We start from the raw sequence: 13843 nt of genomic DNA on the forward strand, positions 1-13843 counted from the left end.
GCAGCCTGTCGCACCGCAGCAGCATTACCAGCAGCCAGCGCAGCCTGTCGCACCACAGCAGCATTTTCAGCAGCCGGCGCAGCCTGTCGCACCACAACAGCATTACCAGCAGCCAGCGCAGCCAGTCGCACCGCAGCAGCATTATCAGCAGCCGGCGCAGCCTGTTACACCATCGCCGCAGGATAGTCTGATCCATCCGCTCCTGATGCGTAATGGCGACAGTCGTCCGGCGCACCGTCCAAGTACGCCGTTGCCATCGTTGGATCTGCTCACGCCGCCGCCGAGTGAGGTTGAGCCGATAGATACTTTCGCTCTGGAGCAAATGGCTCGTCTGGTGGAGGCTCGTCTGGCGGACTTCCGCATTAAAGCCGATGTGGTGAACTACTCACCTGGTCCGGTTATTACCCGCTTTGAGCTTAATCTTGCTCCTGGAGTTAAAGCGGCGCGTATTTCCAACCTGTCGCGAGATCTGGCGCGTTCATTATCGACCGCAGCGGTACGCGTGGTCGAGGTCATTCCGGGCAAACCGTATGTCGGGCTGGAGTTACCCAACAAAAAACGTCAAACCGTTTATCTGCGCGAAGTGTTGGATAACGCCAAATTCCGTGATAACTCATCTCCGCTGACCGTGGTACTGGGTAAAGATATTGCGGGCGAACCCGTGGTTGCCGATCTGGCGAAAATGCCGCACCTGCTGGTGGCAGGGACAACCGGTTCCGGTAAGTCGGTTGGGGTGAACGCCATGATCCTCAGCATGTTATACAAGGCGCAGCCGGAAGACGTTCGTTTTATCATGATTGACCCGAAAATGCTGGAACTGTCGGTTTATGAAGGCATTCCGCATTTGCTGACTGAAGTTGTGACCGACATGAAAGATGCCGCCAACGCCCTGCGCTGGAGCGTCAATGAAATGGAACGTCGCTACAAGCTGATGTCGGCGCTTGGTGTGCGTAACCTTGCCGGTTATAACGAAAAAATTGCTGAAGCCGCCCGTATGGGGCGTCCGATTCCGGACCCGTACTGGAAGCCGGGCGACAGTATGGATGTTCAGCATCCGGTGCTGGAAAAACTGCCGTATATCGTTGTGCTGGTGGATGAATTCGCCGACCTGATGATGACCGTGGGTAAAAAGGTGGAAGAACTGATTGCTCGTCTGGCGCAAAAAGCGCGTGCGGCGGGGATCCACCTGGTGCTGGCGACCCAGCGACCGTCGGTTGACGTTATCACTGGTCTGATTAAAGCGAACATCCCAACGCGTATCGCCTTTACTGTGTCCAGTAAAATTGACTCGCGTACCATCCTTGACCAGGGCGGCGCGGAATCGCTGTTGGGTATGGGTGACATGCTGTATTCCGCACCAAACTCAACGATCCCAGTGCGTGTACACGGCGCCTTTGTACGTGATGAAGAAGTTCACGCTGTGGTTCAGGACTGGAAAGCGCGCGGTCGTCCACAATACGTTGACGGCATAACGTCTGACAGCGAAAGCGAAGGCGGCGGTGGCGGCTTTGATGGTGGCGAAGAGTTGGATCCGCTGTTCGATCAGGCGGTAAACTTTGTTACCCAGAAACGCAAAGCCTCAATCTCCGGCGTCCAGCGTCAGTTCCGTATCGGTTACAACCGAGCGGCGCGCATCATCGAACAGATGGAAGCGCAGGGAATTGTCAGCGAGCAAGGGCATAATGGTAATCGTGAAGTGCTGGCTCCACCGCCCTTCGAATGATTGCAAAGTTAAGTAATTCAGTATTTTCTACTTTCCTCATGCTGATTTTTGGCCTGAAATGGATAGCAGAGGGATCTCCCCGTTGGGAGTGACGTATTTTGAGGAATAACAATGAAAAGAATCGCAATCACCTGTGCATTATTGTCGAGCTTTGTGGTGAGCAGCGTCTGGGCAGATGCTGCCAGCGACCTGAAAAGCCGCCTGGATAAAGTCAGTAGCTTCCATGCCAGCTTTACTCAGAAGGTCACGGACGGTAGCGGTGCGGCGGTGCAGGAAGGTCAGGGTGACTTATGGGTTAAACGTCCTAATCTGTTTAACTGGCATATGACGCAGCCTGACGAGAGCATCCTGGTTTCCGATGGTAAAACGCTGTGGTTCTTTAACCCGTTTGTTGAGCAGGCGACGGCGACATGGCTGAAAGACGCCACGGGCAACACGCCGTTCATGCTGATTGCACGTAACCAGGCCAGCGACTGGCAGCAGTACAATATTAAGCAAAATGGCGATGATTTCGTGCTGACGCCAAAAACCAGCAGCGGTAACCTTAAACAGTTTACTATCAATGTTGGGCGTGACGGGACGATCCACCAGTTCAGCGCCGTTGAACAAGACGATCAGCGCAGCAGCTATCAGCTGAAATCTCAGCAGAATGGTGCGATTGAACCCTCTAAATTCACCTTTACCCCGCCGCAAGGTGTAACGGTTGACGATCAACGTAAGTAGAGGCGTGTGAGTGAGCAATCTGTCGCTCGACTTTTCTGATAATACTTTTCAGCCGCTGGCCGCGCGTATGCGGCCAGAAAATTTAGCGCAGTATATCGGCCAGCAGCATCTGCTGGCTGCGGGCAAACCCTTGCCGCGCGCTATCGAGGCCGGGCATCTGCACTCCATGATTTTATGGGGACCGCCGGGGACCGGGAAAACGACGCTTGCCGAAGTTATTGCCCGTTACGCCAACGCCGATGTCGAACGAATTTCGGCAGTTACGTCTGGCGTTAAAGAAATTCGTGAAGCGATTGAGCGTGCGCGTCAGAACCGTAACGCGGGTCGACGCACGATCCTGTTCGTGGACGAAGTTCACCGTTTTAATAAAAGCCAACAGGATGCGTTTTTACCGCATATTGAAGACGGTACCATTACGTTTATTGGCGCCACCACTGAAAACCCCTCGTTTGAGCTCAATTCGGCGCTGTTGTCGCGTGCACGCGTTTATCTACTTAAATCGTTAACTTCCGACGACATTGAACAGGTGCTGGACCAGGCGATGTCAGACAAAGCGCGTGGTTATGGCGGCCAGGATATTGTTCTGCCGCCAGAAACGCGTCGGGCTATTGCCGAACTGGTTAATGGTGACGCGCGGCGGGCGCTGAATACGCTGGAAATGATGGCCGATATGGCCGAAGTTGATGATTCCGGCAAGCGCGTATTGAAACCAGAATTGCTCACCGAAATTGCCGGTGAACGTAGTGCGCGTTTCGATAATAAAGGCGATCGTTTTTACGATCTCATCTCCGCATTACACAAGTCGGTACGTGGAAGCGCCCCAGATGCGGCGCTTTATTGGTATGCGCGAATTATTACCGCTGGTGGCGATCCGCTGTATGTTGCCCGTCGCTGTCTGGCGATTGCCTCAGAAGATGTCGGCAATGCCGATCCCCGCGCCATGCAGGTGGCGATTTCCGCATGGGACTGTTTTACCCGCGTGGGACCCGCGGAAGGCGAACGCGCGATTGCTCAGGCGATTGTTTATCTGGCCTGTGCGCCGAAGAGTAATGCGGTTTACACCGCCTTCAAAGCCGCGCTGTCTGATGCCCGCGAACGTCCGGATTACGACGTGCCGGTTCACCTGCGCAATGCGCCGACTAAGCTGATGAAAGAGATGGGCTACGGTCAGGAGTATCGTTATGCCCATGATGAGCCTAATGCCTATGCCGCCGGAGAAGAGTACTTCCCGCAGGAAATGGCACAAACGCGCTATTATCGGCCCACAAACAGAGGTCTTGAAGGCAAGATTGGCGAAAAGCTCGCCTGGCTCGCCGGACAGGATCAAAATAGCCCTATAAAACGCTACCGTTAGTGTTATCGTTGCGGTAATGTTGTCTCTGTATCCCTGTGACCGCAGGCTGTGGTCACTTTCTCCTATTTTAATTCGATAAGCACAGGATAAGCATGCTCGATCCCAATCTGCTGCGTAATGAGCCAGACGCAGTCGCAGAAAAACTGGCAAGCCGGGGCTTTAAGCTGGATGTAGATAAGCTGCGCGCTCTTGAAGAGCGTCGTAAAGTTCTGCAGGTACAAACTGAAAACCTGCAGGCAGAGCGTAACTCGCGATCGAAATCCATCGGCCAGGCAAAAGCGCGCGGGGAAGATATCGAGTCTTTACGTCTGGAAGTGAACAAACTGGGCGAAGAGCTGGATGCCGCGAAAGCTGAACTTGATACCTTACAGGCCGAGATCCGCGACATTGCGCTGACCATTCCTAACCTGCCAGCGGACGACGTTCCGGTGGGTAAAGATGAAAATGACAACGTCGAAGTCAGCCGCTGGGGTACTCCGCGTGAGTTTGATTTCGAAGTGCGCGATCACGTTACCCTGGGTGAAATGCACACGGGTTTAGATTTCGCCGCGGCGGTTAAGCTGACCGGCTCTCGTTTTGTTGTTATGAAAGGGCAGATTGCGCGTATGCACCGTGCGCTGTCTCAGTTCATGCTGGATCTGCATACCGAACAGCATGGCTATAGCGAAAACTACGTCCCGTATCTGGTTAACCACGACACGCTGTACGGTACAGGCCAACTGCCGAAATTCGCTGGCGATCTATTCCATACCCGTCCGCTGGATGAAGAAGCTGATAGCAGCAACTATGCGCTGATCCCAACGGCAGAAGTTCCGCTGACCAACCTGGTGCGCGACGAAATCATCGATGAAGATGCGCTGCCGATCAAAATGACTGCGCATACGCCGTGCTTCCGTTCTGAAGCAGGTTCTTACGGTCGTGACACGCGTGGTCTGATCCGTATGCACCAGTTCGATAAAGTTGAGATGGTGCAGATTGTTCGCCCGGAAGATTCGATGGACGCGCTGGAAGAGATGACCGGCCATGCCGAGAAGGTCCTGCAACTGCTGGGTCTGCCGTATCGCAAAATCATCCTGTGCACTGGCGACATGGGCTTCGGCGCATGCAAAACTTACGATCTGGAAGTGTGGATCCCGGCGCAGAACACCTATCGCGAAATCTCCTCTTGCTCCAACGTGTGGGATTTCCAGGCTCGTCGTATGCAGGCGCGTTGCCGCAGCAAATCCGACAAAAAGACCCGTTTAGTGCATACTCTGAACGGTTCCGGTCTGGCGGTTGGGCGTACGCTGGTTGCGGTAATGGAAAACTATCAGCAGGCTGATGGCCGCATTCAGGTTCCGGAAGTATTACGTCCGTACATGAATGGCCTGGAATTCATCGGCTAAGCTACCTTTCTCTGCTAAAAAAGCGCCTCAGGGCGCTTTTTTTATGCCCGTTTGACGTCGGACAATAACGACTACTCCCATAGGGGTAATACTGACTTCGAATGAAAGTCAGTATTTTTCTCTGTCTTTTAGCAAATTCAGTTTCTACCAGCCCGTATATCGATATTAACGTTATATAAAAAACTATACATCGAATATTTGTATTTTGTTTATTGTGAGCAGCAGAGTGAGCCACTATGAAAACTAAGATCCCCGATGCCGTGCTGGCAGCTGAGGTTACTCGCCGCGGTTTGGTGAAAACGACGGCGATAGGCGGACTGGCGGTGGCCAGTAGCGCGTTTACCCTGCCATTTACCCGTATTGCAAATGCTGCAGAAGCCCTTAATCCGACACCGATTAATGAGAAAGTGATCTGGAGCGCGTGTACGGTGAACTGCGGCAGCCGGTGCCCGCTGCGTATGCATGTGGTCGACGGTGAAATAAAGTATGTCGAAACCGACAACACCGGCGATGACAACTATGACGGTCTGCACCAGGTACGCGCCTGTCTGCGTGGTCGTTCCATGCGTCGCCGAGTCTATAATCCCGATCGTCTGAAATACCCGATGAAACGCGTTGGTAAGCGTGGCGAAGGAAAATTTGAGCGCATCAGTTGGGATGAAGCCTACGACATCATTGCCAGCAATATGCAGCGTCTTATCAAAGACTACGGCAATGAGTCTATCTACCTGAACTACGGTACCGGTACGCTGGGTGGCACTATGACGCGCTCGTGGCCGCCGGGTAAAACGCTGGTAGCACGGTTGATGAACTGCTGCGGCGGCTATCTTAATCACTACGGTGACTACTCTTCAGCGCAAATCGCTGCCGGGTTGAACTATACCTACGGCGGCTGGGCTGACGGTAACAGCCCGTCCGACATTGAAAACAGCAAGCTGGTGGTTCTGTTCGGTAATAACCCTGGTGAAACCCGTATGAGCGGGGGTGGGGTAACCTATTACCTTGAACAGGCGCGACAGAAATCCAATGCCCGCATGATCATTATCGATCCCCGTTATACGGATACCGGTGCGGGGCGTGAAGATGAATGGATCCCGATCCGTCCTGGTACTGATGCGGCGCTGGTCAATGGTCTGGCGTATGTCCTGATCACCGAAAACATAGTTGACCAACCGTTCCTCGACAAATACTGCGTGGGTTACGACGAGAAAACCTTACCGGCCGACGCGCCGAAGAACGGTCACTATAAGGCGTATATTCTTGGGCAGGGTAAGGATGGCATTGCCAAGACCCCGGAGTGGGCGGCGCAGATTACCGGTATTCCCGCTGAACGTATCGTCAAACTGGCGCGTGAAATAGGTAGCGCTAAACCGGCATACATCAGCCAGGGGTGGGGGCCGCAGCGTCATGCTAACGGTGAAATAGCGACCCGCGCCATTTCTATGCTCGCTATCCTGACCGGTAACGTTGGGATCAACGGCGGCAACAGCGGGGCGCGTGAGGGCTCATACAGTTTGCCGTTCGAGCGTATGCCAACGCTGGAAAACCCTGTTGAAACCAGCATCTCGATGTTCATGTGGACGGACGCGATTGAGCGAGGCCCGGAGATGACGGCCCTGCGTGACGGCGTACGCGGCAAAGACAAGCTCGATGTTCCTATTAAGATGATCTGGAACTATGCCGGTAACTGTCTGATTAACCAACACTCTGATATTAACCGCACGCATGAAATCCTCCAGGACGAGAAGAAGTGCGAGATGATCGTCGTCATCGACTGTCATATGACTTCCTCGGCGAAATACGCGGACATTTTGCTGCCGGACTGTACCGCCTCTGAGCAGATGGATTTCGCGTTGGATGCCTCATGCGGGAACATGTCCTATGTGATTTTCACCGATCAGGCGATCAAACCACGCTTCGAATGCAAGACTATCTACCAGATGACCAGCGAGCTGGCGAAGCGCCTTGGCGTTGAGCAGCAGTTTACAGAAGGTCGTACTCAGGAAGAGTGGATGCGCCATCTGTATGAGCAGTCGCGCAAAGCGATTCCTGAACTGCCTACGTTTGAAGAATTCCGTCAGCAAGGGATCTTTAAACAGCGCGATCCGCAAGGACATCATGTGGCGTACAAGGCATTCCGTGAGGATCCTAAAGCCAATCCGCTGACCACGCCGTCAGGTAAGATCGAAATTTATTCGCAGCAGCTTGCCGAGATCGCGGCAACCTGGGAACTGCCGGAAGGTGATGTAATTGATCCGCTACCGATTTATACCCCAGGCTTTGAAAGCTTAAACGATCCGCTGGTGGAGAAATTCCCTTTGCAGCTGACCGGCTTCCACTATAAGTCTCGCGTTCACTCGACCTATGGCAACGTCGATGTCCTGAAAGCATCCTGCCGCCAGGAAATGTGGATCAACCCGATGGATGCGCAGCGACGCGGTATAAACAACGGCGACAAGGTACGTATCTTTAACGATCGTGGTGAAGTGCATATTGAGGCGAAAGTGACGCCACGTATGATGCCCGGCGTGGTGGCATTGGGCGAAGGGGCCTGGTATGACCCGGATGCAAAACGCGTGGATCAGGGCGGTTGCATTAACGTCCTGACGACCCAGCGTCCGTCTCCTCTCGCAAAGGGGAATCCGTCACACACGAACCTTGTTCAGGTTGAAAAGGCGTAAGGAGTAACCGATGACAACCCAGTATGGATTTTTTATTGATTCCAGCCGTTGCACCGGTTGCAAAACCTGCGAACTGGCCTGCAAAGATTTCAAAAATTTAACCCCGGAAGTCAGCTTCCGCCGCATTTATGAATACGCAGGCGGCGACTGGCAGGAGGACAACGGCGTCTGGCATCAGAACGTCTTTGCTTATTACCTCTCCATTGCGTGTAACCACTGTGAAGATCCGGCCTGTACCAAGGTTTGTCCGAGCGGCGCGATGCACAAACGTGAAGATGGTTTTGTCGTTGTCGACGAAGATGTTTGCATTGGCTGTCGGTATTGCCACATGGCCTGTCCTTACGGCGCGCCACAGTACAATGCTGAAAAAGGGCATATGACTAAATGTGATGGCTGCCATGAGCGCGTCGCTGAAGGCAAGAAACCTATCTGCGTGGAGTCCTGCCCACTGCGTGCGCTGGATTTTGGTCCGATTGAAGAGCTGCGCAAAAAACACGGTACTTTGGCTGCGGTAGCGCCACTGCCGGGCGCGCACTTTACCAAACCAAGTATTGTCATCAAACCTAACGCCAATAGCCGCCCGACCGGGGATACTACAGGTTATCTGGCCAATCCGAAGGAGGTGTAAGATGGGAAGTGGATGGCATGAATGGCCGCTGATGATCTTCACTGTCTTCGGACAGTGTGTAGTTGGTGGCTTTATCGTTCTGGCGCTGGCGTTGATGAAAGGGGACTTACGCCCTGAATCGCAGCAGCGCGTGATTGCCTGCATGTTCGGGCTGTGGGTATTAATGGGCATTGGCTTTATTGCTTCCATGCTCCACCTGGGCTCACCGATGCGCGCCTTTAACTCACTCAATCGTGTAGGGTCTTCTGCGTTGAGTAATGAAATTGCCAGCGGCTCAATCTTCTTTGCCGTTGGCGGCATCGGCTGGCTGCTGGCAACGTTGAAAAAAATGTCGCCCGTATTACGCAATCTGTGGTTAGTTGTCACCATGGTACTGGGCGTGGTTTTTGTCTGGATGATGGTGCGCGTGTATAACACCATCGATACCGTACCGACCTGGTACAGCATCTGGACGCCGCTGGGCTTCTTCCTGACGATGTTTATGGGCGGTCCGCTGCTGGGATATCTGTTGCTGAGAATTGCTGGCGTGGACGGTTGGGCGATGCGCCTGTTGCCGGCTATTTCAGTGCTTGCTCTGGTCGTGAGCGCCATCATGTCTGTAATGCAGGGGGCTGAACTGGCGACGATCCACAGTTCCATTCAACAGGCGTCTGCGCTGGTTCCGGATTACGGCTCGCTGATGGCGTGGCGGATTGTCGCTCTGGCAGTAGCGTTGTGCTGCTGGATTGTACCGCAAGTGAAAGGCTACCAGCCTGCAGTTCCGCTGCTTTCCGTCGCGTTTATTCTGCTGTTAGTCGGCGAGTTGATTGGTCGTGGCGTGTTCTACGGGCTGCATATGACCGTCGGTATGGCGGTTGCCAGCTAAATGACAAACCGGGGCATAGCCCCGGTTTTTTACTTCTGTTTAGTTAACGTGTCGTAGCTGGTCATCAGATTGCGATAATCAGGAATGTGATTAGAGAACAGCGTCGCCAGACCTTCGATATCGTTGCGCCAGTCGCGATGCAACTCACATGCGACACCAAACCACGTCATCAGTTGAGCACCGGCCTGGGACATCCGATCCCATGCTGAATGGCGAGTAATTTCATTAAATGTACCCGACGCATCGGTTACGACAAAGACATCAAAACCTTCTTCAATAGCCGAGAGCGCAGGGAAAGCAACGCAAACTTCCGTCACGACACCGGCAATAATCAGCTGTTTTTTACCGGTCGCTTTCACTGCTTTCACGAAATCTTCGTTATCCCACGCGTTAATGTTTCCGGGGCGAGCAATATAAGGCGCATCGGGAAATTGAGCTTTCAGTTCCGGTACCAGTGGCCCGTTTGGTCCTGTCTCGAAACTGGTTGTCAGAATGGTTGGGAGTTTGAAGTATTTTGCTAAGTCGCCAAGGGCAAGCACGTTGTTTTTAAATTTATCGGGATCGATATCCCGAACCAGAGAGAGCAGGCCAGCCTGATGGTCGACCAGCAGTACTGCCGCATTATCTTTATCAAGTCTTACGTAAGGTTTAGTCATGATATTTCTCCTGTTCAGCATCAGTGGGGGAAATTTGATGAGTTTAAGTCTACAGAAAGAACGATATATGGATTAGATACCTAAATAAGAACTCACTGTTCTATTTTGAAGACAATGCAGATCTGCATCCCGCATAGAGTTTAGTAAGAAATAAAAGTAAGGGGAGTCCATGAAATTTTTCGACTGAACGCAACGCGAGATTTTTGTTTTAGATCAATAAAAACAAGCAGATGTGTTTTTGTGTTTTTTATCTATTCACATTAAGAATCAGTAATGCAAATCGATCGTCCGGAAAGCGCCTCAGCCCTTTGATTGCGCCGATTGACAATGTTTTTGGCAGTGGCATGATGCGCATGAAATTTGAACTTCCTCACGGTTTTTATTCATGTCCATTTATACCCGTCCCGTCATGCTGTTGCTGTGCGGGCTGCTTCTGCTGACCCTGGCGATCGCCGTGTTAAACACGCTCGTCCCGCTTTGGCTCGCCCATGAAAATTTGCCCACCTGGCAGGTAGGTGTGGTGAGTTCTTCCTACTTTACCGGCAATCTGGTAGGGACGTTGCTGACCGGGTATTTAATAAAACACCTTGGTTTTAATCGCAGCTATTACATTGCCTCGCTTATTTTTGCCGCGGGCTGTATCGGCCTGGGGGTTATGGTGGGATTCTGGAGCTGGATGACCTGGCGTTTTATCGCCGGTGTTGGCTGCGCCATGATTTGGGTGGTAGTGGAAAGTGCGCTGATGTGCAGCGGGACTTCGCGTAATCGCGGACGCTTGCTTGCCGCCTATATGATGATCTATTACGTGGGGACGTTTTTAGGCCAGCTACTGGTTAGTAAAGTATCAACAGAATTGATGAACGTCCTGCCGTGGGTGACGGGTACGATCCTGGCTGGCGTTTTGCCATTGCTCTTTACGCGCATTGCCAATCAGCAGGGTGATGAACAGCAGTCTACTCCTATTACCTCCATGCTGAAGCTGCGGCAGGCGCGTCTGGGCGTTAACGGCTGTATTATTTCCGGGATTGTGCTGGGGTCTTTGTATGGCCTGATGCCGCTGTATCTCAACCATCAAGGGGTGAGCAACGCCAGCATTGGTTTCTGGATGGCGGTTCTGGTTAGCGCCGGTATTCTGGGGCAATGGCCGATTGGCCGCCTGGCAGACAAGCTGGGACGCCTGCTGGTTTTACGCGTCCAGGTCTTCGTGGTTATCGTCGGAAGTATTGCCATGCTGAATCAGGCGGCGATGGCGCCTGCGTTGTTTATGTTGGGTGCGGCAGGTTTTACCCTCTATCCGGTGGCGATGGCCTGGGCCTGTGAAAAGGTTGAACATCATCAGCTGGTCGCCATGAATCAGGCATTGTTATTAAGCTATACCGTTGGCAGCCTGCTGGGTCCTTCATTCACCGCAATGCTGATGCAGAATTATTCCGATAATCTGTTATTCATTATGATTGCCAGCGTATCGTTTATTTATCTGCTGATGTTGTTGCGTAGCGCCAGACATACGCCGACTCCGGTGGCTCACGTATAAAGCGCGCCAGACGGTATGCAAGGCAAAATGTTTGCATACCGTGACTCATTTTCCCATTGCGGGTATGCCGGAAGTTGCGAGGTATTCGCATGCTTTCAGCGTGCAGTGAAGCTGCGCCTGACTGGTCATACTCGTTAGCTGTTGTAAATGCTCCTCTTCATCCAGCCAGCAAACCAGTTTTTGAATCATTTCAATATGTCGGGTGCTGCTGGCAGCCGCCAGGACAATAATTAACCGCACATCTGGATGCCCTGGAAAAGGCACCGCCTCTTTCAGACACAAGAGCGACAGATGTGTCTCACTGCTTATCACTCCTTCTTCCGGACGAGCGTGCGGTAGGGCAAACTCAGGGCTTAAGATGTACCACGGACCCAGTTGTTCTGTTTCACGGATGATTGCCTGAGCGTAGGCGGACGTAATCGCGCCCAGTTCTTCCAGAGGCTGGCAAGCCAGCGTCACGGCCTCCTGCCAGGAGTGGCATTGTTCACGAAACTGACAGGCAGAAAATAGCGCAGATGTCATTGTGTTCTCCTTATTTCAGAGCAGCAGACCGCATTGCGGTCTGCCAACCCGAACTATCTGAGGGCTTCAAAGAGTGCGGTCGCCGAAATACCGTATTTCTCTTTCAACTGGCGGCTATTGCCTGATTCCGTAAACGTGTCTTGTGTCCCCAGTCGGATTAATCTCGTGGTTAATCCTTCCTCCGCCAATACTTCAGCAACCTGTCCGCCAAGCCCACCGGTGATCGTGTGATTTTCAATCGTTGCGATCTGCGGGCAACTGGCAATCAGTTGCAGAAAGCGCTGGCGGTTAAACGGTTTTAGCATGGCGACGTGAATCAGCTTGCCACGTTTTCCCTGGGCGCACAGCTGCACATAACCTGCGCTTGCTTGCTCCAGAACGGTCCCTTCATAGAGAATGGCGAAGTCATTGCCTGAGTCCTCCACGGCGGCGATATCGGTCACTCGCGGAACGGCAGATTTATCGCGCACGGGCATCGGTTCTCGGGCTACGCGAATATAGACCGGACCGGGAATGTTTACTGCCTGTTCAAATGCGGCCTCAACTTCTTCAGCGTCGGCAGGCGTTAGAATTGTGAGCCCCGGCAGTACGCGCGTCAGGGCCAGATCTTCCAGCGCATGATGCGATGCGCCGTCAGGTCCATCATCCATTCCTGGGTGGCTACCAACTAATTTAATGTTAGCTTTGGCGTAGCACGCCTGGCGCAGTTGAGTCCAGGCGGTGCCTGTCACAAACATCGCAAAGTTAACGTAGAACGGAATATTTCCTTCCAACGCCTGGCCAGTGGCAAAGCTCATTGCCGATCCTTCCGCAATACCCATTTCAAAGAAAGCGTCTGGATAGACGGCCTGGAACTGGTCAGTGCGGGTGGAGCTGGCTAAATCACTATCAATGGCGACAATGGGATAGCCCTTTTTTTTCAGGGCAATGAGTGCGTTACCAATTTCATCACGTGGGGCTTTCATCACTGCAACTCCTCCATAGCCTGCTGATATTGTTCGGTGGTTGGGGTTTTTGAATGCCAGTCACCGTTATTTTCCATATAGCTAACGCCACTGCCTTTGGTGGTATGCGCAATAATGGCGACAGGTTTTCCTTTCAGATGGCGTGAAAGCATCAGCGTGTCGGCAACCTGATGCATATCGTTACCGTTATGGAGTTCGAGTACGTGCCAGCCGAAAAGACGCACTTTGTCGGCCAGAGGTTCCAGATTCACCACCTGATTAACGGGGTCGTGGGAGGAAAAACCGTTGTAGTCGATAATCGCCACCAGGTTATCCATCTTCATATGGCCTGCTTGTTGTAGCGTTTCCCAGATTTGTCCTTCGTGCATTTCGCCATCGCCAATGATGGCGAAAACGCGCTGTGATTCCCCCCGCTGTTTTTTGGCCGCCGCCATACCAAAGGCAATGGATAATCCCTGGCCCAGCAGGCCGGTTGTTGCATCGACTTCGGGCAGAGATTTGATGCTAGGGTGCCCCTGTAAACGTGAGTTAATTTGTCGAAAAGTATTAAATTCGCTGCGCTCAATTTTGCCTTTTTGATGCAGCATGGCGTACTGAGCAGCAACCGCATGACCTTTGCTCATGACCACGCGAGCGCGAGGGGCGCAGGAGAAGTCCACCTCTTGATCGTAAATCCAGGTCAGAATGTCGATGATGGACAATGCACCGCCAGGATGGCCAATGCCTGATTCATAAATCATGGTGACAATATCCCGGCGAGCAGCCAGCGCATGGGATTTTAATTCGTCAATATTCATGTTCATTCCT

Annotated in this window: 11 protein-coding genes and 1 pseudogene; 8 read left to right on the forward strand and 4 right to left on the reverse strand. The window is 52.7% G+C overall.

Annotated features, from left to right (window positions below):
* The 7 genes and pseudogenes from ftsK to N0B36_RS03520 form a co-directional block, all read left to right on the forward strand.
* A pseudogene (gene ftsK, locus N0B36_RS03490) lies at positions 1-1723 on the forward strand (DNA translocase FtsK); the annotation flags it as partial.
* Between the two features lie 111 nt (positions 1724-1834).
* Complete coding sequence (lolA, locus tag N0B36_RS03495; protein ID WP_003831898.1) at positions 1835-2446, forward strand: outer membrane lipoprotein chaperone LolA; 612 nt, start codon at positions 1835-1837, stop codon at positions 2444-2446.
* Positions 2447-2456: 10 nt separating this feature from the next.
* Positions 2457-3800, forward strand: a complete 1344-nt coding sequence (rarA, locus tag N0B36_RS03500) for a replication-associated recombination protein RarA (RefSeq protein ID WP_016152429.1) — start codon at positions 2457-2459, stop codon at positions 3798-3800.
* A 92-nt stretch (positions 3801-3892) separates the two neighbouring features.
* The gene (gene serS, locus N0B36_RS03505) at positions 3893-5185 is read left to right on the forward strand and encodes a serine--tRNA ligase (protein WP_003831902.1); all 1293 of its coding nucleotides are present in this window, start codon (positions 3893-3895) and stop codon (positions 5183-5185) included.
* Positions 5186-5421: 236 nt separating this feature from the next.
* Entirely contained in the window at positions 5422-7866 is a 2445-nt protein-coding gene (dmsA, locus tag N0B36_RS03510; RefSeq protein WP_259686075.1) for a dimethylsulfoxide reductase subunit A, read from the forward strand.
* A 10-nt stretch (positions 7867-7876) separates the two neighbouring features.
* Entirely contained in the window at positions 7877-8494 is a 618-nt protein-coding gene (locus N0B36_RS03515) for a DMSO/selenate family reductase complex B subunit (protein ID WP_003035741.1), read from the forward strand.
* A gap of 1 nt (position 8495) precedes the next feature.
* On the forward strand, positions 8496-9359 hold the full coding sequence (locus N0B36_RS03520) for a dimethyl sulfoxide reductase anchor subunit family protein (protein ID WP_181220603.1): 864 nt from the start codon (positions 8496-8498) through the stop codon (positions 9357-9359).
* 29 nt (positions 9360-9388) lie between these two features.
* Here the strand turns inward: N0B36_RS03520 and ycaC are convergent, their stop codons facing one another.
* Positions 9389-10015 (reverse strand): isochorismate family cysteine hydrolase YcaC, encoded by a 627-nt coding sequence (gene ycaC, locus N0B36_RS03525; RefSeq protein WP_016152433.1) that lies wholly within the window; start codon positions 10013-10015, stop codon positions 9389-9391.
* A 385-nt stretch (positions 10016-10400) separates the two neighbouring features.
* Between ycaC and N0B36_RS03530 the strand changes: the two genes are divergently transcribed.
* A complete protein-coding gene (locus N0B36_RS03530; RefSeq protein WP_016152434.1) occupies positions 10401-11549 on the forward strand; it encodes an MFS transporter in 1149 nt (382 codons plus the stop codon).
* Positions 11550-11594: 45 nt separating this feature from the next.
* Here N0B36_RS03530 and N0B36_RS03535 read toward each other — a convergent pair whose 3' ends face one another.
* The 3 genes from N0B36_RS03535 to N0B36_RS03545 are packed head-to-tail and all read right to left on the reverse strand — an operon-like array spanning position 11595 to position 13833.
* A complete protein-coding gene (locus N0B36_RS03535; RefSeq protein WP_049283211.1) occupies positions 11595-12071 on the reverse strand; it encodes a PTS sugar transporter subunit IIA in 477 nt (158 codons plus the stop codon).
* Between the two features lie 53 nt (positions 12072-12124).
* The gene (locus N0B36_RS03540) at positions 12125-13036 is read right to left on the reverse strand and encodes a transketolase family protein (RefSeq protein WP_047501183.1); all 912 of its coding nucleotides are present in this window, start codon (positions 13034-13036) and stop codon (positions 12125-12127) included.
* Complete coding sequence (locus N0B36_RS03545) at positions 13036-13833, reverse strand: transketolase (protein ID WP_016156111.1); 798 nt, start codon at positions 13831-13833, stop codon at positions 13036-13038. Before N0B36_RS03545 ends, N0B36_RS03540 begins: the two co-directional genes overlap by 1 nt.
* Positions 13834-13843: the final 10 nt, after the last annotated feature.

Source organism: Citrobacter sp. XY323, from assembly GCF_025106035.1.
In the GTDB taxonomy this organism is placed as follows: Bacteria; Pseudomonadota; Gammaproteobacteria; order Enterobacterales; family Enterobacteriaceae; genus Citrobacter; species Citrobacter braakii.